This window comes from Cystobacter fuscus DSM 2262, assembly GCF_000335475.2.
Classification (GTDB): Bacteria; Myxococcota; Myxococcia; order Myxococcales; family Myxococcaceae; genus Cystobacter; species Cystobacter fuscus.
The window spans coordinates 15450-35946 of sequence record NZ_ANAH02000026.1 but is presented as its reverse complement, the minus strand read 5'-3'; the positions used below and the strand labels follow the sequence as shown (position 1 = coordinate 35946).

17 protein-coding genes and 1 pseudogene are annotated in these 20497 nt (G+C 64.2%); 7 read left to right on the top strand and 11 right to left on the bottom strand.

Annotation, left to right across the window (positions count from 1 at the left end; translation table 11 throughout):
• The first annotated feature begins 98 nt into the window (after nt 1-98).
• Entirely contained in the window at nt 99-1874 is a 1776-nt protein-coding gene (locus D187_RS52950) for an AIPR family protein (protein ID WP_002624214.1), read from the top strand.
• Nucleotides 1875-2518: 644 nt separating this feature from the next.
• Here D187_RS52950 and D187_RS58310 read toward each other — a convergent pair.
• Together D187_RS58310 and D187_RS55670 are read right to left on the bottom strand one after the other, a co-directional pair.
• The gene (locus D187_RS58310) at nt 2519-2779 is read right to left on the bottom strand and encodes a hypothetical protein (RefSeq protein ID WP_245591888.1); all 261 of its coding nucleotides are present in this window, start codon (nt 2777-2779) and stop codon (nt 2519-2521) included.
• Nucleotides 2780-3323: 544 nt separating this feature from the next.
• Nucleotides 3324-3470 carry a hypothetical protein gene (locus tag D187_RS55670; RefSeq protein ID WP_002631610.1) on the bottom strand — a complete coding sequence of 49 codons (147 nt, stop codon included), beginning with the start codon at nt 3468-3470 and terminating at the stop codon, nt 3324-3326.
• 299 nt (nt 3471-3769) lie between these two features.
• Here D187_RS55670 and D187_RS54260 point away from each other — a divergent pair, with 299 nt between their 5' ends.
• Nucleotides 3770-6058 (top strand): kelch-like protein, encoded by a 2289-nt coding sequence (locus D187_RS54260; protein ID WP_002631611.1) that lies wholly within the window; start codon nt 3770-3772, stop codon nt 6056-6058.
• Between the two features lie 1020 nt (nt 6059-7078).
• Here D187_RS54260 and D187_RS50745 read toward each other — a convergent pair.
• A complete protein-coding gene (locus D187_RS50745) occupies nt 7079-7807 on the bottom strand; it encodes a hypothetical protein (RefSeq protein WP_020918454.1) in 729 nt (242 codons plus the stop codon).
• A 210-nt stretch (nt 7808-8017) separates the two neighbouring features.
• Between D187_RS50745 and D187_RS33605 the strand changes: the two are divergent.
• Nucleotides 8018-8524: pseudogene (locus D187_RS33605) on the top strand (polymorphic toxin type 15 domain-containing protein); the annotation flags it as partial.
• Nucleotides 8521-9174: a GAD-like domain-containing protein gene (locus D187_RS33600; RefSeq protein ID WP_002631613.1), complete on the top strand. Its 654-nt coding sequence runs from the start codon at nt 8521-8523 to the stop codon at nt 9172-9174. The pseudogene D187_RS33605 and the gene D187_RS33600, both read left to right, overlap by 4 nt.
• A 157-nt stretch (nt 9175-9331) precedes the next feature.
• Here the strand turns inward: D187_RS33600 and D187_RS33595 are convergent, their stop codons facing one another.
• On the bottom strand, nt 9332-9712 hold the full coding sequence (locus D187_RS33595; protein WP_002631614.1) for a hypothetical protein: 381 nt from the start codon (nt 9710-9712) through the stop codon (nt 9332-9334).
• A gap of 14 nt (nt 9713-9726) precedes the next feature.
• Nucleotides 9727-10464 (bottom strand): hypothetical protein, encoded by a 738-nt coding sequence (locus D187_RS50740; RefSeq protein WP_002631615.1) that lies wholly within the window; start codon nt 10462-10464, stop codon nt 9727-9729.
• A gap of 99 nt (nt 10465-10563) precedes the next feature.
• On the opposite strand from D187_RS50740, the gene D187_RS33585 reads away from it, so the two are divergent.
• Nucleotides 10564-11172: a DUF6891 domain-containing protein gene (locus D187_RS33585; RefSeq protein WP_002631616.1), complete on the top strand. Its 609-nt coding sequence runs from the start codon at nt 10564-10566 to the stop codon at nt 11170-11172.
• Between the two features lie 117 nt (nt 11173-11289).
• On the top strand, nt 11290-13005 hold the full coding sequence (locus D187_RS33580) for a polysaccharide deacetylase family protein (protein ID WP_081713961.1): 1716 nt from the start codon (nt 11290-11292) through the stop codon (nt 13003-13005).
• 39 nt (nt 13006-13044) lie between these two features.
• Here the strand turns inward: D187_RS33580 and D187_RS33570 are convergent, their stop codons facing one another.
• The 4 genes from D187_RS33570 to D187_RS33555 form a co-directional block, all read right to left on the bottom strand.
• The gene (locus D187_RS33570; RefSeq protein ID WP_245591887.1) at nt 13045-14586 is read right to left on the bottom strand and encodes a M4 family metallopeptidase; all 1542 of its coding nucleotides are present in this window, start codon (nt 14584-14586) and stop codon (nt 13045-13047) included.
• A 122-nt stretch (nt 14587-14708) separates the two neighbouring features.
• Nucleotides 14709-15485 carry an SIR2 family NAD-dependent protein deacylase gene (locus tag D187_RS33565; protein WP_002631620.1) on the bottom strand — a complete coding sequence of 259 codons (777 nt, stop codon included), beginning with the start codon at nt 15483-15485 and terminating at the stop codon, nt 14709-14711.
• A 135-nt stretch (nt 15486-15620) separates the two neighbouring features.
• Nucleotides 15621-16025, bottom strand: a complete 405-nt coding sequence (locus D187_RS55665) for a hypothetical protein (protein WP_155893777.1) — start codon at nt 16023-16025, stop codon at nt 15621-15623.
• A 224-nt stretch (nt 16026-16249) separates the two neighbouring features.
• Nucleotides 16250-16657 (bottom strand): MarR family winged helix-turn-helix transcriptional regulator, encoded by a 408-nt coding sequence (locus D187_RS33555; RefSeq protein WP_002631622.1) that lies wholly within the window; start codon nt 16655-16657, stop codon nt 16250-16252.
• 91 nt (nt 16658-16748) lie between these two features.
• Here D187_RS33555 and D187_RS33550 point away from each other — a divergent pair, with 91 nt between their 5' ends.
• The gene (locus D187_RS33550; RefSeq protein ID WP_002631623.1) at nt 16749-17834 is read left to right on the top strand and encodes an aldo/keto reductase; all 1086 of its coding nucleotides are present in this window, start codon (nt 16749-16751) and stop codon (nt 17832-17834) included.
• Nucleotides 17835-17898: 64 nt separating this feature from the next.
• Here D187_RS33550 and D187_RS50735 read toward each other — a convergent pair whose 3' ends face one another.
• Together D187_RS50735 and D187_RS33540 are read right to left on the bottom strand one after the other, a co-directional pair.
• Nucleotides 17899-19536, bottom strand: coding sequence for a methyl-accepting chemotaxis protein (locus D187_RS50735; protein ID WP_002631624.1), 1638 nt, complete (start codon nt 19534-19536; stop codon nt 17899-17901).
• Between the two features lie 5 nt (nt 19537-19541).
• Nucleotides 19542-20486, bottom strand: coding sequence for a phosphate ABC transporter substrate-binding protein (locus D187_RS33540; protein WP_162159733.1), 945 nt, complete (start codon nt 20484-20486; stop codon nt 19542-19544).
• Nucleotides 20487-20497 lie beyond the last annotated feature (11 nt).

Genomic DNA, 20497 nt, shown 5'->3' with positions numbered 1-20497 from the left:
CTTCCTCGGCACACCCGCTGCCCTTCCCAGTGCCTCAATCCCTCCTATACACTACGCCAAGTGGACTCACGCGCCCCTGAGTCCAAAGGAGTTTCACGATGAGCGCCTCCGCCGTCTTAAAAGCATTCGAGCATCGAAAAGATCTAGCCAAGTATGGCAGTAATGCACTCATACTTTTCGCCCTTCAACTCAAACACCACATTGACGACATTCACGCAGTTGCAACAGACGCACTGACCGACGGTTCGAACGACAAGAAATGTGACTTGGTATATGTAGATCGGGGCTCCAGGCTAGCTGTAATTGCCCAAGGTTATTTCTCCAAGCAACCCAAAAAGGAGGCTCCAGCCAACAAGGCGTCCGACCTAAACACGGCACTGACATGGCTCCTCACAACAAGCATAAAGTCTCTACCCGCAAAGATCCGTCCTGCCGCCACGGATCTAAGGGAAGCCCTGAAGAACAAGGAAATTGATGTCCTTGAAATATGGTATGTCCACAACTGCGCTGAATCAGTCAATGTAGACAATGAGCTAGCCAGCGTTGCAAGTGGAGTAAAGGTAGCACTAAACTCCGCATACAAAGACTCTGGCTGCGACGAAGTACAACCTCTTGAGGTTGGGCTAAACACCCTAGGCACTTGGTATCGTTCCATCGAAACAGCCGTTTTGGTGAGCGATGAATTCACAGTCCAAGTTCCGGGAGGTTACGCAATTACGGAAGGGAAGTGGGCAGCTTTTTCAACGGCGGTGCCCGCCAAGTGGCTCTACGAACTCTACAAAAAGCATCAAACCGATCTCTTCTCCGCCAATGTTCGTGACTACCTTGGCAGCAGAAAAAGCGACTCGAACATCAACCATGGAATAAAAGAATCTGCGGAACAAAAGCCTTCAGAGTTCTGGGCATTCAACAACGGAATAACAGCGCTCGTCAACGACTTCATCGAACCAGAATCAAAAAACAAGATACTCACAATCAAGGGCATATCCATCGTGAATGGAGCGCAAACCACAGGTGCAATTGGTTCGCTAGATAACCCGCCTGTTCAAAATGCCATGGTGCCAGCACGATTCATCAAGTGCACATCTCCCGATCTTGTCCAAGAGATCGTTCGTTACAACAACAGCCAAAACAAAGTGGCCCCGGCTGACTTCAGAAGCACTGACGCTATTCAGGAACGTCTCCGTCAAGAGTTTGCTCAACGGCCCAGCAAGATTAGCTACCTTGGAGGACGTCGCGGAGGAGCTCAAGACGCGATTCAACGACCAGGAAGCGGCAACCACATCCCATCAGATACTGCCGCACAGTCACTAACAGCGTTTCATGGAAACCCCTCAGTAGCGTACAGCCGCAAAAGCGACATCTGGGAGTCCGACAAGTACTATTCTTCTGTGTTCAGCGACCACACGCACGCTGAACACATACTCTTTGTTTGTGCACTGCATCAAGTTATCAGCAAAATAAAGATGGATATCTTCCAAAAAAAGGAAGAAGAGCTTACTGAGACCGATAGAGAAAACCTGAACTTTTTCCGCCTTCGCGGTTCTATCCATATGTTCATGGCCGCAGTAGGCGCATGTATGGAAACAATCCTAGGGCACACTGTTCCAAGCAAATTCACTTTGCGGTTCCGGAAGTCGCCTAAGCTTTCCGAGGCAGAGCAAGCATGGCGCCCCGTACTAGATTGCTGCATCCCTTTCCAATCAGTGCTGCGACCACCACTGGAAGGGTCCCTGACAACCACCGCAGACATCAACCAGCCGATCACGCAATTCCGCAGTTTTGTGAACTCGACCCGCTCGTCAAACAAAAAAATATATGACGAGTTCGCCGCGAAGGTGACAGCAGAGCCTTGGATTACAAAGAAGAAATAAACCGCTTGACCACGCCCTCAGAGGCCGCGAGATAGGGGAGATAGGGTGTCAAAGATATTCGCGCGACACGATCTGGTATGACCCGAGCCGTTGTGCTCGCGCAGTCTGCGGGCACGCCGGGCCGACCCCGCAAGTTACAAGTTATGTCAGGTGCTTTCAGGGCTGGATGGCTCGAGGCTGTGGGGCCGGCTTCTTGACGGCCACGTAGCACCTGCCCTGGTACTCGGCCGTTCCCGGAGGGCAGGGCGCATCACTGCGGTGGGGCATCCAGCAACCGCCCCGAATCCCCACTTCCGTACCCGGCATGCAAGGCGGCTTGCGCTGCTCCTTGAAGGGCTTCTCTGGCATCGGGTAGGCGATGACTGGCGAAGAGAGCTCCTGTCCATTCATAGAAGATAGGAGTGTCGCTGGCCCGGTCGCGTGTCTCCGGAGGCGTGGACGCGCGCGGCCAGAGCAGGGGGACGAATCCCACCGCGAGGGTCACTGCCGTGAGTCCCCAGCGCGTTGCCTGGTGTCGTGAACGGTCGGCGGCCTCACCCCGGCCGTGCGCTTGGAGTGAAGGACGAGGGCGTCCGGGTCAGTGAACCTCGTGGCCTCCGCACACCAGGGGGTGGACGAGTTCTAGTCGTCGCCGGAGCCCGGCATCACGACCAGCGAGGGTTCCCCGTGTCGACATGGAGCGCCGCGTAGAGGCGCCCTTGGTCCTCCGGGATGTCCGGGAACCGCTCACCCAACACATACGAGCCCAGACGACGTCCCTTCCACTCTGGCGTGTCGCTCATTCCATCCCTCCGCGACAGGGCCATGACTCCGCCCGCGCTCGCCATGGCCAGCAGGGGCCGACGTCCTGCGGTGTCGGGTAGACCAGGGCAGTTGCCCACCCCGGCCCCCACAGATCCGGACATTCAGAAGTCCCGCATCCGGCTCCTCGGCTCATGGTTTCGCTGCGAGTCGGTAGACCCATCTCGCACCCTGCGCTGGATGAGCTCGCCAGCGTCGCTATCCGTTGGAGTTTCGTTGAGACGGTTGTAGGGCTCGGTGTCCCCGCCATCTTTCCCTCCCTCGATTCCATGTTCCGGTGCCCCCTTCCTTCCACAGGGTCCGCCCGGGTGCGTTCCCCTGCTTCAGCGGTACTACGAGGCACTCCGACTTCCTGACGACCTTCACGCCCGGCTTCGTTTCCTTCGCCAGCGCGCTACCACCCGCCACGCTCCCGCGGGAGTCGGGCGCCCATCTCCCTCGGGCCTGGGCTTTCTTCCGGTTGCCCTCCGGTCTCTTTGACGTGGAGTCGTCAGCACCTCCCAGGTTCCCGCAGAACCCTCCTGTGTGCGTGCCCCGCTCTCAGATACACAAAGGGCTCTTTCCCAGAGGGGAATGGGCCCTGTAGGTGTCGAAAACTTCTAGCGACCTACTTAGGCCCTGGAAGACGCGTTGCCACCGCTCCGCCTTCTACGCCGCGCGCTCGCGCACCTCGGGTAACTCGTGCGTCTGGCTTGTCGTCAGCACCTGGGCCAGCTGGCCGAGCACATGGTCGGGGTTGACCTGAAGGGTCTGGAGGGGAGGAACCCGATTCGGGGGATCGCGACGCTGACTCATGGTGCTCGCAGTGTACCGTGCCTGGGCATAACCGCGCGTTCTGCGGGGCCGGTCCCGGTTCGTGCGGGGGAGCGAGCCTGCCCAATCGCGAACAATTGGCTCCGGAGTGAATTCAGGAGAACAGAAGAGCGCGGAAAAACCCATCATTCACATGCCCTCCCGTTGCCGTCCTCAAGGGCCATTCTTAGTCTCGGATTCACTATTTGTGCGGGTTCGATGCACAAAGCGCACAATCCAGACTCCGCGGTTTACGCCATTTGATTCACGCAGGGCCCCCACGCAGATAGGAGTTCACAGTGATGTCCATTGAAGACAACAAGCCCGGAGCACGCCCCGTCAACACAAGGGCCGCGGTCGTCGCGCTCGCGTGCCTCGGGATGGTGTTCGCCCCCACGGCATCCAGCTTCGCGGCGGCATCTGCACCCAGCGCCAAGTCCTGGACATTTGCTTCGTATAACATCGCCGCGTATGACTACTCCAAATACTACGTGAATGATGTTCCCCAAACAGCAGCGGATGTGTACAAGGTCGAAAACTATCCGGAAGCAAGGTATATGTTCTGGGGAGATTTTGATGGCTACAACGGAGGCAAGCGGTCGAACGCGATCATCTCGCGCATCAAAGACACAATGAATTTTGACGGCCAGAACCTACAGGCCGACGTTGTCGCCGTGCAGGAGTCCGGAACATCGAAGGTCATCATCAACGGAACCCACACCACCCAGCGCGAGCACCTCGATGCACGGCTACGAACTTACGGCTATCAACAGGCGGTCGACTACTCCAAGTATCTACTGACAGGCGACCCCATCACCATCACCTCCACCAACGAGGTGATTCCGAGAACAGTGGCGAGAGCATCGCACATCTATTACAACACCTCCACGCTCAAGCCCATCGCAAGCGGCACCTTCCTGGGAGGGAATCTGATCGATCCCAAATATCGGGATGCCTACCTCAACGCACTGGGCAGGAGCTTTGTCAACAAGGACTCTGTCAAGAAAGACAAGGTCTTCCCGTGGGCGATCCTGATGTCGACCGGACCCTCGACCGACCAACCGAACAGGTACATCATCGTTTCCTCGATCCACTCGATTGTCGACCATGGATACAGCGATACTACGGACGGAGTGGCTGACTTCTTCAACGGAGAGGTCGCGCGAGGACTTGCAAAAGCATTGAAGGGTATCTCCGCTTCGACGATGACTGACGGCGTGGCCCATCCGCCAGGAGCCCCGATCGCGATCATCGGCGACATGAATGCTTATTACAAGACGAAAACAGGTCAATTCCCAGGAGGCAACACCGAAGCCAAGTCGGTGCCTCGACTGCTTCATGACTATGGTCTGCGGGATGCCCGAGGCGACTTCTTCAAGGAGACATCGGAATGCACGACCGCCTCCAGCCTGTGTTTGAAGTACCACACATTCAACACCGCAACCAACTCGGGCAATGTGCTCGATTACATTTTCACCCTCTATAGCGGCAGCACCACCAACGTGGGCGACTTCCAGACGGTCGCAGACCCTCACCTGTGGTCTGACCACAAGATGATCGCCGCACGCTTGAAGTTCGGACCGCTGCCAAAATCATCGTGGGCGACGAGTTCAGCGATGCAGTCTCCACGCGGCGTGCAGGGCGCGGCGCTGCTCAGCTCCGGACTGGTGCTGGTCACGGGGGGCCATACGCGCAACTCGCTCGGTGTCGCGTCCTCCATCAGCCTGACCGAACTCTACAATCCCTATTCAAACACTTGGCAGGCCACGGGGGCTCTGAACTCGCCGCGCTACAACTTCGCCACCGTCAAGCTGGCGTCCGGAAAAATCCTGGTGTCGGGTGGCCGGAATGACGAATCCACGCTCTCGAGCGCAGAGCTTTACGATCCGGTCACGCGCTCCTGGAGCTATACCGGCTCTTTGAGTCAGCGGCGTTCTGGCCACCAGGCGACCCTGCTCCGGTCGGGCAAGGTGCTGGTCACGGGCGGCGAAATCGAGAACCTCGATGGCTCGAATGTCCACGTCAGTCCGGCGACCACCGCAGAACTGTATGATCCGGAAACGGGCGCGTGGTCTCCCGCAGGCGAGCTGGAACACGACAGCTCTGGGTCTGTCGCGACGATGCTGTATTCGGGCGAAGTGCTGTTGATCACAGGGTCGCAAGTGGACCTCTATGATCCCTACACCAACAGGTGGAGCCAGCATGGAGCACTGCCGGGCCACCGTGATGGCTTCACCGTCACGCGGCTCTACTCGGGCGAGGTGATGGTGGTGGGCGGCGATTCGTCCAATTCCACGCCGGGCACGACGTTCATTTACAATCCGTATACTACCCAGTGGCGCGCGGGTCCCACGATGAACCGGTTGCACCGCAACCACACGGCGACCCTCCTCTACTCAGGGCAGCTTCTGATCGCGGGGGGTGTTGACGGCGGCACCGAGGTATACGATCCGGAGACCAACGAATGGACCCTGCTTGACAATATCCCGGCCAGTTGCACGGGAGGAGCCGCCATCCTTCTGCATCCGGGCAGCGTACTGCTGACGGCCGGCTGGGAGAGTTCCACCGTAGCGCCCATCTTCACCCCGTGATCCATGGCTCTCCACGCCAGCCCGCTGCCCTCAAGGCCGTGGACTTGGCGGTGGAGGGCCCGCGATCCAGCCCATGCAACTGACGGACGCCTCCGCGCCCATCGTGAAACTGCCGGAGGCCATGCGGTGGAGTGACCTCGGCGAACCCCGGTGGCAAGAAGATTCGACAAAACCTCCTCTTGCTACTACTCGGCTCCTTGAAGGCAGCGGCCTGCGCATCGCTAGAAACTGGTCGGGTGGCCCCGGGCGATTGCTCCCCCGGGGCTCCCACGGATCCGGACGTGCGGGACTACCGCATCCGGCTCTTCGTCGCATGGCTTCGCCGTGAGCAGACGACTGCCGACTCACGCCTCCGCTGGCTTCGCGCCAGCACCACTATCCGTCGAAGTCACGTTGACACGCTGCTGGGGCTCGGTGTCCCCGCCGTGTTTCCCTCCCACGGTTCCATGCTCCGGGCGCCCCCTTCCCTCCACAGGGTCCGCTTGGGTGCGTTCCCCCGCTTCCGCGGTAGTACGAGGCGCTCCGACTCCCTGACGCTCCTCCTGCCCGGCTTCGTTTCCTTCGCCGCAGCAGTACCATCGCCACCCGTCTTTCGCTCCCAGGGAGGTCGGGCGCCCATCCTCCTCGAGCCAGGGTTGTTCTCCGGCGTCCCCAACCGGTCTCATGTCATGGAAACGTCAGGGTCTCCCAGGTTCCTGGGCAACCCTCCGCGGACGTGCTCCGCTCTTCGACCCCGGCGAGACCGAGAGGTCAGGCCCTTGCGACCTCCCGATGCGGCCTTCCGCTGTTTCGACGGCGTTAGCTCTCGCGACAGGTTCCTTTCGGGGCTCAATCACGCGGCCCGCCCACTCGCTGTCTACGCTTCGCAGTCCGGGTTACCCCGGCACCACGCAAGACTCGCTTCCGGCTGGTAGCCTCCTTTGCCGGGCAGGACTCGCACCTGCTGGGTTACTCGTGAGGTTTCCGTTCTCTATCGCTTCCTCCTCACCCAAGCTTTGCCTGGCGCACCGAAACTCGAACTCAGGGCTGGATGGATCGAGGTTCTGGGTCCGGCTTCTTGACGGCCACGTAACACTTGCCCTGGTACTCGGCCGTTCCCGGAGGGCAGGGTGCATCGCGGCGATGGCGCACCCAGCAACCGCCCCTGATCTCCACTTCCGTTTCGGGCATGCAGGGTGGCTTGCGCTGCACCTCGAAGGGCTTCTCCGGCATTGGATAGGCAATGGCTGAATGGAGGTTCTGCCCATCCATTAGGATGGGAGTGTCATCGGGTAGGTCGCGCATGTCCGGAGGTGTGGACGTGCGCGGCCAGAACAGGAAGACGAATCCCACCGCGAGGGCCATCGCCGTGAGTCCCCAGCGCGTTGCCTGGTGTCGTGCACGGATGGGCCGGGGAGCGCGCAGGAAGTGTGCTCGCACATCCTCCCCCTCATCGAGTTGCGCCAGCGAACCCGCGAGGTGGATGAAACCCAGGGTCAGTTCGTGGACTCTCGGCGGCCCCGCCCCGTCCGTACGCTTGGGGTGAAGAACAAGGGCGTCCGGGTCGGTGTACCTCGTGGTCTCCGCACACCAGGGGGTGGACGAATTCCAGTCGTCGCCGGAGCCCGGCATCACGACCAACGCGGGCTCCCCGGTGTCGACATGGTGCGCCGCGTAGAGGCGCCCTTGATCCTCCGGAATGTCCGGGAACCGCTCACCCAGCACATACGAGCCCAGACGACGTCCCTTCCACTCTGGCGTATCGCTCATTCCATGCCTCCTGATGAGCGCCGCTTCCTACTCGAGATGTCGGCTCGCTGTCCAGACCCGATGGGTCAGGATGCCCGAAAGTGGAACTGGACTCCCGGGCATCCAGAGGGGCGGCAGAGCGACCAGGTGCCCTGCTGCGGCGACCACTGGCTGTTTCGAGTCCTTTGACACCTTCTCCGGCTCTCACCCGAAGCCCGGAAGAAATATCTCCAGGAGTACGATCGGCAGTTGCGGCGTCAGCAGGACGCCATCAACGAGATGTCGGTGGACAAGTTCGAGTCCGCACGGAAGTCGTACAAGGACGCGTTAAAGGCCACTGGTAGCGGCCGCAATCCAGATGCGCAGAGGGCGCGGGAGGTGGAAAGAGCCGCGTTCGAGGAGAAGATTCGGGACAGCCTCATGGAGAGCATGAAGAACGACAACAAGGGCCTGGGCTACCGCGAGCTGAAAAATCAAGCCAGTGCCCGTGCCAAGGACATCATGAGCACGTTGGATGCTCTGCACGAACCGGATATGGTGACCGGAGGCTGGAGCAAGTCCAAACCGGAGGGAATGGGTGATGCCTCGGTCAACAGCGCCATTGGCGCCAGCTGGAACCAGAAAGACCGGCTGTCCACCATTGATGCTCAGGCCAAACAGGCGTCCGACGCGAAACAGGGTCATGCCAAGATGAACGTCAAACTTGAGGTCTGCCGTGGCCGGAGGTATTGCCCATGAGGGATGAGGCTTTCGAGGTATTCATCGAAGACATCGGCGAGGCGTCCTTCCGGACGCCCGCGCTCGAGCTGAGTTTCGAGAAGTACCAGAAGGTGCTGCCGAAGCAGTTCCTGGAATACTGGAAAGAGGAGGGGTGGTGCGGGTACGCCGAAGGCTTGTTCTGGACGGTCAACCCCGAGGACTACGAGGGACTCGTCGAGCGCTGGTTGTCTGGCACTCCCTTCGAGACGCTCGACAAGTACCACGTCGTGGCGCGCTCGGCGTTCGGCAAGCTGTATGCCTGGGGAGAGCGCAACCACCGCACTCTGGTGATTCTGTGCCCCACCAGCGCCTTGATTGGAATCGAGAAAGAGCTGCGCACGCCCGCGAAGGATCCTGATATCGCCGCCCAGGTGTTCTTCGCGTCCAAGAAGAAGCAGGAACTGGATATGAAGGACGAGGCTGGAAAGGCGCTGTTTCAGCGGGCGTTGAAGAAGCTGGGTCCCCTCGCGCCCGATGAGATGTACGGGTTCGAGCCGGCGCTGGTGGCCGGAGGCAGGAACCGGCTCGAGAACCTCCAGAAGGTCAACCTGTTCGTCCACCTCGCCATCGTGCGTGAGTTGGCCGAGCCGCGCATTCCCTTCGCCGGAGTGGATCCCGGAGCGAGGTGAGCAGGAGCGGGCCGCCAGCGGCACCAGGTAACCACTTGCACTGCCGCGCTCCTGAGCGGAGCGCGGCCTGGGCAGCGTGTACCCCAACGCTGGATGAAAGGAGCCGACGACGGAGAAGCAAAGAAGCGCCAGCCCGAGAGCATGACGAGGAGGTGGTTCACTCCTCCGCTTGCTCCATGGCCTCCAACTCCGCGATCGTGGGAGGGCGAATGAGGACCCACTCCCCGTCCGGCCTGCGTGTGACGTTGTGGAGATGACCTGCCACCTCCAGCACTGTTTCATAGGGAAGGGTCGGCTGGGTTCGTAACCAGTCCAGAGCCTCGTCCCGGGTGCCGAAGGAGTGCAGGGGTTTCGGCCAGGCCTCTTCATGATTGAAGGCCTTGACGTACTCCCAGAAGTCATTCAGCCGGCCGATGCGGCGGATGAAGTGGAGCGCTAGGGCCGCGGTCTCGAGGGTGGTCGCCGCTTCAGCCTCGCTGGAGTGTTGTCCGGCCACTGCTTCGAGGGAACTCAGGAGGTCTTCCATCTTGGAGTTCATCGCCCCTCACACCATTAGGGCTGGATGGATCGAGGCTCCGGGTCCGGCTTCTTGACGGCCACGTAACACTTGCCCTGGTACTCGGCCGTTCCCGGAGGGCAGGGCGCATCACTGCGGTGGGGCATCCAGCAACCGCCCCGAATCTCCACTTCCGTACCCGGCATGCAAGGCGGCTTGCGCTGCTCCTTGAAGGGTTTCTCTGGCATCGGGTAGGCGATGACTGGCGAAGAGAGCTCCTGTCCATTCATGAAGGTAGGCGTGTCGCTGGCCCGGTCGCGTATCTCCGGAGGTGTGGACGTGCGCGGCCAGAACAGGAAGACGAATCCCACCGCCAGGGCCAGCGCCGTCAGTCCCCAGCGTGTTGCCCGGTGTCGAGAACGGATGGGCTGGGGAGTGCGCAAGCGCAGGAAGTGGGCCCGCACATCCTCCCGCTCATCGAGTTGCGCCAGCGAGCCCGCGAGGTGGATGAACCCCAGGGTCAGTTCGTGGAATCTCGGCGGCCTCGCCCCGGCCGTGCGCTTGGGGTGAAGAACCAGGGCGTCCGGGTCGGTGAACCTCGTGACTTCCGCACACCAGGGGGTGGACGAACTCCAGTCGTCGCCGGAGCCCGGCATCACGACCAGCACGGGCTCTCCGGTGTCGACATGGTGCGCCGCGTAGAGGCGCCCTTGGTCCTCCGGAATGTCCGGGAACCGCTCACCCAGCAGATACGAGCCCAGACGACGTCCCTTCCACTCTGGCGTGTCGCTCATGTCCATCCCTCCTGATGAGCGGCTCTTCCTACTCGCGATGTCGGCTCGCTGTCCAGACCCGAGGGGTCAGGCTGCCCGGATGCGGTAGAGTCCCCGCGCATGAGCGACGATGATTCCCGCGAGCACCTGCTCGCCCGCGTCGAGTGCGCGGTGCGCGGCGGCTTCGAGGACGAAGAGGAGCTGCTCGAGGAGCTCGAGCAGTGGGTGGAGGACGAGCTGGGCGAGTCCGACAGTGCACTGGTGGAGACGCTGGACGCGCACGCCCGGAAGCTCTTCCAGGCGCAGCGCGTCCGGGAGGCGGGCTGGAGCGAGCCGACGCTCAACGACGCCATCGACAACGCCTTCGAGGAGCTGAACGGGCGCGGCGTCGTCGCGCTGCAGAACGCGGGCTACACGATGTCCGAGGGCTGGTCCGACGTGAATGAGGTCGCCAGCTACCAGGACACGCCGCCGCGCGGAGCGGTCTTCTTCCATGGCCAGGACCTGGAGCGAGGCGTCGCGGGCGAGGGGCTGATGCTGGCCTTCGGCGCCTACGAGGAAGACGCCGCGAAGCACGAGGCCGCGAGCCTCGCCATCGCTCGCGAGGTGTGCGAGGTGCTCGGACGCCACGGGGTGAGGACGGAGTGGAACGGCTCCGTCGGGGAGCGCATCCGGATTCCTCCCTTCGAGTGGCGCAAGCGCCAGTGGACCCAGGTGGCCCGCGCCTGACCCAGCGCTTCGCCTGGTTCTCCAGCCAACCCTCCAGCAGGAACCCGCGCGGGTAGAGGGGCGCATCCTGTGGCAGGGGGCCCGTTTCAGGGGGGGATTTCATCGTGAGGAAGACATATGCGTGGACGACTTGTCGTGCGAGGAATGCCGTGGGGGCTCGTGATGGCCCTGCTGGTGGGGATGGGCCCGGCGTGGGGCTCGACGCCGTTTCAACGAGGCATGGTGAGCATCACGCTGGATGACGGCCTGAGCTCGCAGTACACGACGGCGCGCCCGGCCCTCAACGCCCGCGGCATTCCCGCCACCTACTTCCTCATCACCCAGAACATCCGCGGCGGGTTCTCGGGATACATGACCGTGCCGCAAGTGCAGACGCTCATCACCGAGGGTCATGAGATTGGCTCCCATACGATCACCCACCCGGATCTCACCACCCTGACCCCCAATGCCCTGGAGATCGAGCTGAGCGACTCGCAGGCCTGGTTGAAGTCGCAGTTCGGACTGCCCTCGGTGCCCTCGTTCGCCTCGCCCTACGGCGCCTACAACCCGAGCGTGCTGAGCACGATCTCGAAGTACTACGCCAGCCACCGCACGGTGAACGGCGGCCAGAACTTCAAGGACTCGAACATCCTGCAATTGCGCTCGTATGACGTGCACACGGGCGTCACGGTGGACACGGTGCGCTCGTGGATCGACGCCGCCGCCGCTGACGGCAGTTGGCTCATCCTCGCCTTCCACCAGATCGTGACCGGCACGGCGAGCTCATCCACGGAGTATGGCGCCACCGACTTCGCGGCCATCCTCGATGCCCTCAAGGCGAGGAACGTGGACATCGTCACCGTCTCCGAGGGCCGGGCACGCATGGAGGGGTCGACGGGCGACGCCTCGGGCGATACGTCCGTCTATGCCGATGCCCTGGGCGATGGCTTCTCGGACAGGAGCTACACCCCGCACGACCTCGACAACCGCACCGTGGTGCGTACGGGCCTGGCGTCCCTTTCCGCCGAGTTCAACAATTGGAACGCCGTCTATCTCCACCACGTCTCGGGGCTCCCCGCGTCCCAGTACACGTCCCTCGAGCTGTGGGTGCATGGTGGCACCGCGGGCGGGCAGGGCGTGCGGCTGCTGGCCTACGATGGCTCGCAGCGGCTCGGCTCGGTGCGGCTGGATACGGTGATGGGCCACGCCATCCAGGCGGGCACCTGGCAGCAGGTCCTCGTCCCGTTGAGTTCCCTCGGCGTGTCCTCCACGAGCACCGTGCGGGACCTCTACCTCCAGGACGACACGGGCACGACCCAGAGCACGGTGTACTTCGACGACATCCGGCTGCTGCGCTCCAGCACGCCGCCGCCCACGACTCCTCCCACGGAGCCGCCGCCGACGCCCGCCTTCACCCTCTACGCGGACAGCCTCCACACCACGTTCAAGGACCGGAGCTGGGCCACGCGCGACCTGGCCGCGACCCATCCCGTCCACTCGGGCGCGTCGGCCATCTCCTTCGAGCCGGATGCCTGGAAGGCCCTCCTCTTCAACACCACCACGCGGGTGGACCTGAGCCTCTACAAGACCCTGTCGTTCTGGGTGCATGGAGGCACCACGGGCGGACAGGTCGTGCGGGTGCTGCTCAAGGAGGATGGCTCGACCGAATTGGGGGGCATGCGCTTCGACGTGGCGTTGGGCCACGCCATCAAGCCGGGCGTCTGGGAGCAGGTCCTCATCCCGCTCGCTTCCCTGGGCGCGAGCAGCCGGCTGCTCCAGGAGCTCTACTTCCAGGCTCAGTCCGGCAAGGACCAGGGCACGCTCTACCTCGACGACATCCAGCTGCTGCCGTGAGGTGACGCACGAGGGCGCCCAGGGCGCCCTCGTCGCGCGCTACCTGGCCGCGGAGACGCCCACGCCCACCGCCTGCCAGGCCGTCGACACGGAGGCGACCTCGGCCGAGGTGTAGCCGAGCGCCCTCGCGGCTTGTTCGGTGTAGGTCTTCGCCTGGGCGTAGAGCGTGTAGGTCGTGAAGTAATCCGTGTTGGCCTTGTAGAAGATGCGGCCCGCCTTCTCCACGCCAATGCCCGTCACCACCTTGGTGCTCTTGCCGCGCGGATGCGTGCCTCCCTTGGACAAGAGCGCATAGGCCAGGTTGCCGATGCCCGAGCTGTAGTGCACGTCGATGATGCCCACGCCGCTGGCCCAGTAATCGGCCGAGGCGCCGTCCTTGGCCGGGTCGTCCATGTAGCGGACCGCATCCCCCTCGGTCCCCGGCGTCCAGACGTCCTCGCCGATCTTGTAGATGTCCGCGGCCATGGACCAGGTGCCCGAGGCCCAGCTCTCGCACACGCTGGCGAAGATGTCGGACAGGGACTCGTTGAGTCCTCCGGTCTCGCGCGAGTAGACGAGGTTGGACTCGTACTGGGTCACCGCGTGGGTGAACTCGTGCGTGGTCATGTCCTTGTCCAGACCGAGCGGCAGGGACCTCACGCCGTCACCATCGCCGAACATCATCTGGGTGCCGTTCCAGGAGGCGTTGACGTAGTTGGTGCCGTAGTGGACCAAGGCTTTGATCTGCGCGCCCGCGTTGTTGTACGAGTCGCGGTTGAACAGGGTCTTGTAGCAGTTGTAGGTCTCGCCCAGGTTGTCGTAGGTCGTATCCAGGACCGCGTCGCCCGTGGGCGGGGCTCCCTCCGCGCGCACGCCGGGGTTGTTGGTCTTGCTCGAGGAGACGAGGCGATTGAGCGCCGTGTGGATGTCCGAGTCGCGCTGCTCGACGACTCCGCTCACCGCGTTGACGAACACATGGTCACGGATGGGCTGCGTCGCGCCCTCGCCCGTCACCACCACCTCGTAGGCCAGCTTCAACTTGTCGTCCTGGCTGGAGCGCACGTACACCAGACGCGGCTCGCCCTCGGTCTCGAGGTGATGGCCCGGGGTGGTGTTCAGGGCGGCGAGCCTGGCGGCGTCGCTGGCGATGAGGGGCATGGAGGGAGCCCGCTCTCCGTCACGCGCCGAGCCGTTGGCCGCGTAGATGAGGCCACTGGCGTCCTGGTGGAGGATGAGCTCCCCGCCCACCACGGGCAGTCCGTTCTTCGTCTGGCCATAGCGGACATGGGTATGGCCCTGCTCGTCCCGGTGCGAGCGCGTCCGCACCAGGTCGGAAGCGCGCAGGCGGAACACCGCGGCGATGTCCGACAACGACGCGCCCGCGGTGAGGCCCTGGGCGGCGCCCAGCCGGCCCTTGATCATGAAGGGAACGCCATCGTCGTGCGAGCCCACGACCTCGGCGGAGGGAAGCGCCGCGAGCGCGGTCTGGACATCCCCGGTGGAGTCGAGACCGACGTCCTGGTCGCGCTCCGGACGGGTGGAAGACTCCGACGGCTCCGTCCCGCAGGCCGAGAGCGTGAGCGACAAGCATGCTGCGAGCATCCGGTTCCGCATCCAGTGTTTCCTCTTGAAGAGCGGCGGTATGCCGCCAGGGCGGGGAAGTATGACTGGGAGTGGAAGTATTTGGGAAGGACGCACTCACCCTACCGGGACGCGGGCGAGCGCTACCCGCGCTGAGCCATCCACCGGTCGCGCTCGGCCCACAAGGCCTCGCAGGCGGCCACCGCGCCCATCCGCAGCTTCACGTCGACCACGTCCGAGATGTCGGTGCGTCCCGGGTTGATCTCCACCGTCGGACGCTTGCGCGCCACCGCCTCGAGCACGGGCCCGTCGATGTAGGGGAACAGACTCGAGGTCCCGATGGAGAACACCAGGTCGAAGCCCATCGCGAGCTCCTGCTGGAGACGCATCACCTTGGTGGGCGGCAGCATCTCCTCGAAGAGCACGACCTCGGGGCGCAGCAGCGCGCCACATCGAGGGCAGTTCGGACACGGCTCCAGGTTCGAGTAATCCACCACGCGCTCGGTGAAGGAGCACCGCGTGCAGCGCAGCTCGTGGATGTCACCGTGGATGTCGATGACGTTCTTCGAGCCCGCCGTCCGGTGGAAGCCGTCGACGTTCTGCGTGAGCACCCAGCAGCGCTCGAAGCACTCCTCGACGCGCGCCAGGATTTCATGGGCGCGGTTGAAGGTCGCCCCCCGGCAGGCGCGCTCGATCTGGTGGATGTGTTGCCACGTGAGCTCGGGCCTGCGCTGGAACATGCTCCCCGAGAGCGCCACCTCGATGGGCAGCCCTTCGTCGGTCGTCTTGCCGTCGTAGAGCCCTCCAATGCCGCGATAGGTGGGGATACCCGACTCCGCCGAGATTCCAGCGCCCGTGATGAACAGCACACTGCGGGCTCGGGACAAATACGTGATGACGCGCTCGATTTCCTGATCCATGAGGTGAGCGTCGCAGCCGGACGGCTCTCTCGCAAGGCTCGGTGATGGAGCGCCCCACCGCGGCGAGCCCCCACCGGGCCCGCCGCGGCGCCACCTCGAACTCCAGCTCGCTGGAGTCTTCGGTGGACACGGGTGTCAGTACACGCGCTTCAGCGTCCAGGCATTGGGATCCAGGCTCGGTACGACTGAGTATCGGCACGAGCTGCTGTAATAAGAAGCACCCGTCTGCACCCAGCCAGCCGGAGGGTATGTGGAGGCACAGGCGTTGATGGTCGTGCCCACGGGGAGGGTCGTGAGTTGTTGGATCATCTTGATGTTCGGAGCAAAGGTGCTCCCGCAGCTCGCCGAGTTCCACCACTGAATGTCTACCCAGCCACTTGGCGTCAGCGTGCTCGCACAAACGGTGGTCGTGGTAGCCGTAGCTATCAAGGTCTTGAGGCTCTCGCTTGGCATCTTCTCTTCCGAAGCCAGCGCTGGAGTTACCGCCACCGTCCATGCGACTACCAGTGACAGAGAGGCTTTCTCGACGATGTTCGCCATGATTGATGATGTCCTTGAGGATTTGGCTCTACGTCATGCCCTCTGGGAGTGACGGCAACTGTTTGCTTTTCAACACCCAGAGTGTGATGACGGTAGGTCCCAGCGTAAATCCCGTCAAGAAAAAATGGCCAGCCAGAGCGGGTGTCCCAGAGCGGGTGTCAAAGAACTCGAACGACACGATCTGGAACGACCCGCGGCGGCAAGGAGGAGAGAGGAAAGCTTATTCAGCCCATCTTCTCCAGCAACATCCGCAGTTGCTCCTGCTGCGCGGCGCTCAGGCGGCCGAGCCGCTCGCCGAACGCATCCGACAACAGTGTCATGCCCTGGTTCATCACCTTGCGCCCGGCGGGCGTGAGCCGCAGCCGGTGGCGCCGCATGTCCGCAGCGTCGATCTCCCGGCTCACGAAGCCCGCGGCCTCCAGCCGCTTCACGTACACCGTCACCGTCGGCTTGGGCATGCTCAGGGTCGCCGCCAGCTCCGCGGGGTAGGGGTGCTCCTCCAGCGCCGCGAGCACGAACAACTCCTTGGTCTCCACCCCCAATGCGGCGACGTCCGGGGTGACGTGGGAGATCACCGACATCAGCAGGCGGTAGCTCAGTGACCAGATCTTCGCCGGGTCGATTTTCGACATGGTCCGTTGCGCGGAAAATGGTTCAAGATTAAATTGGTTTAAGGCTGAATCATTCTGGCCCGCCCACGGTAGCACATCCCCTGGAGCCCTCATGCCTCTTGATCATTATGTGACGCTCGGCCGCTCGGGCCTGCGCGTGAGTCCGCTGTGCCTCGGTGCGATGACGTTCGGGGAAGCCCTCGGCTGGGGGTCCAGCGTCGAGGAGTCCCAGCGGATCATCGATCGGTACATCGAGCTCGGCGGCAACTTCATCGATACGGCGAACCTCTACACGAAGAGCCACTCCGAGAAGATCATCGGCGACCACGTCGGACGCCACCCCGCCCGGCGTGACCGCCTGGTCCTCGCGACCAAGTTCAGCGGAAACCTCTACCCGGGGGATCCGAACGGCGGCGGCTCGGGCCGCAAGTCCATCATCTCGGCGTGCGAGAACTCGCTGCGCCGCCTGCAGACGGACTACATCGACCTGTACTGGCTGCATAACTGGGACGTGCACACGCCCATCGAGGAGACGATGGCCGCGCTCGAGGATCTCGTCCGCGCGGGCAAGGTGCGCTACCTCGGCGTCTCCGACACGCCGGCGTGGAAGATCGTCGAAGCCAACATGCTGGCGCGCTTCCGCGGCTGGTCGGCGTTCATCGGACTCCAGATTGAGTACTCGCTGCTGGAGCGCACGGTGGAGCAGGAGCTCGTGCCGATGGCGCGCGAGTTCGGTCTGGGCATCACGCCCTGGTCGCCGCTCAAGAGCGGCGCGCTCAGCGGCAAGTACACGCGCGCGAACGCGGGGCAGCAGAAGGGTGACCGGGGGATGTTCCTGGAGCCGTTCCTGAACGAGCGGACCTACGCCGTCGTGGACGAGCTGGAGGCCATCGCCCGGGCGCACGAGAGCACCGTGGCGCGCGTGGCGCTGGCGTGGGTGCAGGCGCAGCCGGGCGTGACATCCACCATCATTGGCGCGCGGCGGCTCGCGCAGCTCGAGGACAACGTGAAAGGGGTGGACGTGAAGCTCACGGCCGAGGAGCTGGGCCGCCTCGATTCGCTCACGAAGCCCGCGTTCGGGTTCCCGCAGAGCATGCAGCCGATATTCCCCGCCATCCACAACGGCGGCACGACGGTGAACGGCACCTACGCGCCCCCGTCCGCCTTCGGAATCGAGAAGGGCGACACGCCCTACTGACCGCGATGGGCGCGGGCGACCATTTGGGGCCCCGCGCCTCCCTCCCTGTTCTCGGTTGCACTCCTCACAAGCGGAAGCCGGAGAGGGCCTCGGTCAGCCGCGCCGTCGTGCTGCGCAGCTGCTCGGCGGACTGGCGCATGGCGGCCACCGATACCACCGCCTTGTCCGTCGTGCGTGACAGCTCGTTCACCTCCGAGAAGATCTGCCCCAGGCCCTGGTGCTGCTGCTTCACCACCTGGACGATGCTCCGCAGGCTGATGCTCGACTCCTGGAGCATCCGGGTGAGCTCCTCCAGGCGCTCGCCTCCCGTCCGCACCTGCTCGAGCTCCGCCTCCATCCGGGCGCGGCCCCGCGCGGTGATGGCCACCGTGTCGCGCATGGCTCCACTCGAGCGCCTGAGCTGCTCGCGCACCGCCATCGTCTCCTTCACCGAGCGGTCCGCCAGCGAGCGGATCTCCACCGCCACCACCCGGAAGCCCTGTCCTTCCGGCCCCGCCCGCGCCGCCTCGATGCCCGCCGACAGCGCCAGCACGTGACTCTGCTCGGCCAGGTCCCGCACCGTCTCCGTCAGCGTGGACACCTTCACGCTGTGCTCGGCCAGCTCCACCACGTGCCGCGCGATGGCATCGAACTGTCCGCGCAGCTCCTGGATGCCCCGCAGGCTCCCGGTCAGCACCTCCAGGCCGGAGCGACCGACCTCGTCGGCCCGCTCGGCCGTGCCCAGCACGCCCGCCACCTGCCGTTCCGCCAGCTCGGACGCGTGGCTGAGCTCCTCGGCCACCGCGTTCGTCCGCGTCACCGCCGCCGCCTGCCGCTCGATGCTGCGCCCCTGCTCGTCCGCCGCGCTCGCCAGCCGCTCCACTGCCTCGGCCATCTCCTGGCCCGCCTGGCGCACCGCCAGCATCAGCTCGCGCAGGTGCGACACCATCTGCCCGAGGATGCGCGAGAGCTGGCCGATCTCGTCCTCGCCGGCAGTGGCCAGTTGCAGGGACAGGTCTCCCTTCTCCACCTGCCGCGCCGCCACCATCAACTCCTTCAGGGGCCGGGTGATGGAGCGCCCCACCGCGGCGAGGAACACGAGCAGGAAGAGTCCGAGCCCCCCATCCACCGCGGCGAGCCCCCACCGGGCCCGCCGCAGCGTGCGAGCCACCTCGAGCTCCAGCTCACTGGAGCGCAGGCGCAGGCTGTTGGCCGCCGCTTCGAGCAGCTCGGCCAGCCGCGCGTAGCGGCGCGTGTGGGCCCCCGCCAGGAAGTCCGCGAGCACCCGGCTCCGCTCCGCCTCGGAGACGGCGAAGACGCGCGTACGCACCGCCCGGGCGTACCCCTCCCAGGCCACGCGCGCGTCCTCGACGTACAGGCGGGCATCCGGGGCATCCGTCACCGACAGCGCTCGCTCGAAGCGCGCGTCCACGCCCGCGGCGATCTCCTCCCACTGTCTGACCAGCTGCCGCGCTCCGTCCTCGCTGGAGGGCGCGAGCATGAGGTGGAGGACAGCGCGCGCGGCGTGCAGCTCTCCCAGCAGCGCCTGGACCGTGTCGTACGTCTCCGCCTGCAGCTTGAGCTGCTGGTGCACGGGACCGCCGACCTGGAACCGGTCCAGCGTGGACTCCTGGACCGCGTGGCTCGTCACGAACACCGCGAGGATGATGACGAGGAGCAGCGAGAGCTTGTGATGGACCGTCAAGCGGCGCGGCGAGGACATGGCGCTCAGCGCACCTCTCGCACGGGAATGAAGGAGCGCGCGACGATGGCCTGGCCCTCGGGCGACATCACATAGTCGAGGAAGTCCTTGAGCGGCCCGTCGGGCACGCCCCGGGTCGCCAACACCATCGGCCGGGACAGCGGGTAGTCCGCCGTGCGAATCGAATCGGGCCCTGGCACCACGCCGTCCAGTGGCAGCACCCGGACGCCCTGGACGTCGGGCGCCAGCGTCCCCCACGAGAGCGCGTGCGGATGCGAGGCCACGTAGGACTGCACCTCGCGCGGGTGCTCGAAGGCATGGGTGGGCGCGAACGGGGCGCCCTCCAGCACCGCTTCCCGGAAGAAGTCCGTCGTGCCCGAGCCGGTGGACAGCTTCACCGTCACGAGCTCCACGGGCGCATCCCGTCCACCCACGTCCTTCCAGTTCTTCAGCTGGCCGGTGAAGAACGCCTTGAGCTCGGCCCGGCTGAGGGCGGTGATCGGATTGTCCGGGTGGACGTACACCGCGAGCGCGGCATACCCGATGATGACGTAATAGGGGTGCCGGGCCTTCTCCGTGCTCCGGAGCGAGCGCGCCAGGCCGCTCACGTCCGCGTGCCCCTCCATCAGGAGTTTGAAGCCCTCCGCGGAGCCCACGTAGTGCTTCGCCTCGACGGGCGGACCTCCCCGACGGACGAAGCCCTCGCTGAGCGGTGACAGGACGGTGTCGCCGATGCTGCCGGAGCCCGCGTAGACGAGGGGCGTGTGGGACCCGGCCGGCCGCTGGCAACCCGGGCCGCTCCCGAGCAGCAGCGCCAGCCCGAGCACCCAGGCGTGGGACCTCGCCCCGAGGCGAGCCCCGGGAGTCTGGAGATTGGAGACGGACAGGACGGCGGGGGAGTGTAGCGAATGGAGCACGGGCACGGTGCACACGGGGAGTACGAGCGGAGAGGACGGGGCCTGCCTTTCCACCCACCCTCCTG

What these genes read in the sequence shown, in the direction of transcription:
- D187_RS33585 (WP_002631616.1), top strand. Translation starts at nt 10,564, where the DNA reads ATGAGCGACGATGATTCCCGCGAGCACCTGCTCGCCCGCGTCGAGTGC.
- D187_RS54260 (WP_002631611.1), top strand. Translation starts at nt 3,770, where the DNA reads ATGTCCATTGAAGACAACAAGCCCGGAGCACGCCCCGTCAACACAAGG.
- D187_RS50740 (WP_002631615.1), bottom strand. Translation starts at nt 10,464, where the DNA reads ATGAGCGACACGCCAGAGTGGAAGGGACGTCGTCTGGGCTCGTATCTG.
- D187_RS33565 (WP_002631620.1), bottom strand. Translation starts at nt 15,485, where the DNA reads ATGGATCAGGAAATCGAGCGCGTCATCACGTATTTGTCCCGAGCCCGC.
- D187_RS50735 (WP_002631624.1), bottom strand. Translation starts at nt 19,536, where the DNA reads ATGTCCTCGCCGCGCCGCTTGACGGTCCATCACAAGCTCTCGCTGCTC.
- D187_RS55665 (WP_155893777.1), bottom strand. Translation starts at nt 16,025, where the DNA reads ATGGCGAACATCGTCGAGAAAGCCTCTCTGTCACTGGTAGTCGCATGG.
- D187_RS50745 (WP_020918454.1), bottom strand. Translation starts at nt 7,807, where the DNA reads ATGAGCGATACGCCAGAGTGGAAGGGACGTCGTCTGGGCTCGTATGTG.
- D187_RS33600 (WP_002631613.1), top strand. Translation starts at nt 8,521, where the DNA reads ATGAGGGATGAGGCTTTCGAGGTATTCATCGAAGACATCGGCGAGGCG.
- D187_RS55670 (WP_002631610.1), bottom strand. Translation starts at nt 3,470, where the DNA reads ATGAGTCAGCGTCGCGATCCCCCGAATCGGGTTCCTCCCCTCCAGACC.
- D187_RS33555 (WP_002631622.1), bottom strand. Translation starts at nt 16,657, where the DNA reads ATGTCGAAAATCGACCCGGCGAAGATCTGGTCACTGAGCTACCGCCTG.
- D187_RS52950 (WP_002624214.1), top strand. Translation starts at nt 99, where the DNA reads ATGAGCGCCTCCGCCGTCTTAAAAGCATTCGAGCATCGAAAAGATCTA.
- D187_RS33580 (WP_081713961.1), top strand. Translation starts at nt 11,290, where the DNA reads ATGCGTGGACGACTTGTCGTGCGAGGAATGCCGTGGGGGCTCGTGATG.
- D187_RS33550 (WP_002631623.1), top strand. Translation starts at nt 16,749, where the DNA reads ATGCCTCTTGATCATTATGTGACGCTCGGCCGCTCGGGCCTGCGCGTG.
- D187_RS58310 (WP_245591888.1), bottom strand. Translation starts at nt 2,779, where the DNA reads ATGTCCGGATCTGTGGGGGCCGGGGTGGGCAACTGCCCTGGTCTACCC.
- D187_RS33595 (WP_002631614.1), bottom strand. Translation starts at nt 9,712, where the DNA reads ATGAACTCCAAGATGGAAGACCTCCTGAGTTCCCTCGAAGCAGTGGCC.
- D187_RS33570 (WP_245591887.1), bottom strand. Translation starts at nt 14,586, where the DNA reads ATGCTCGCAGCATGCTTGTCGCTCACGCTCTCGGCCTGCGGGACGGAG.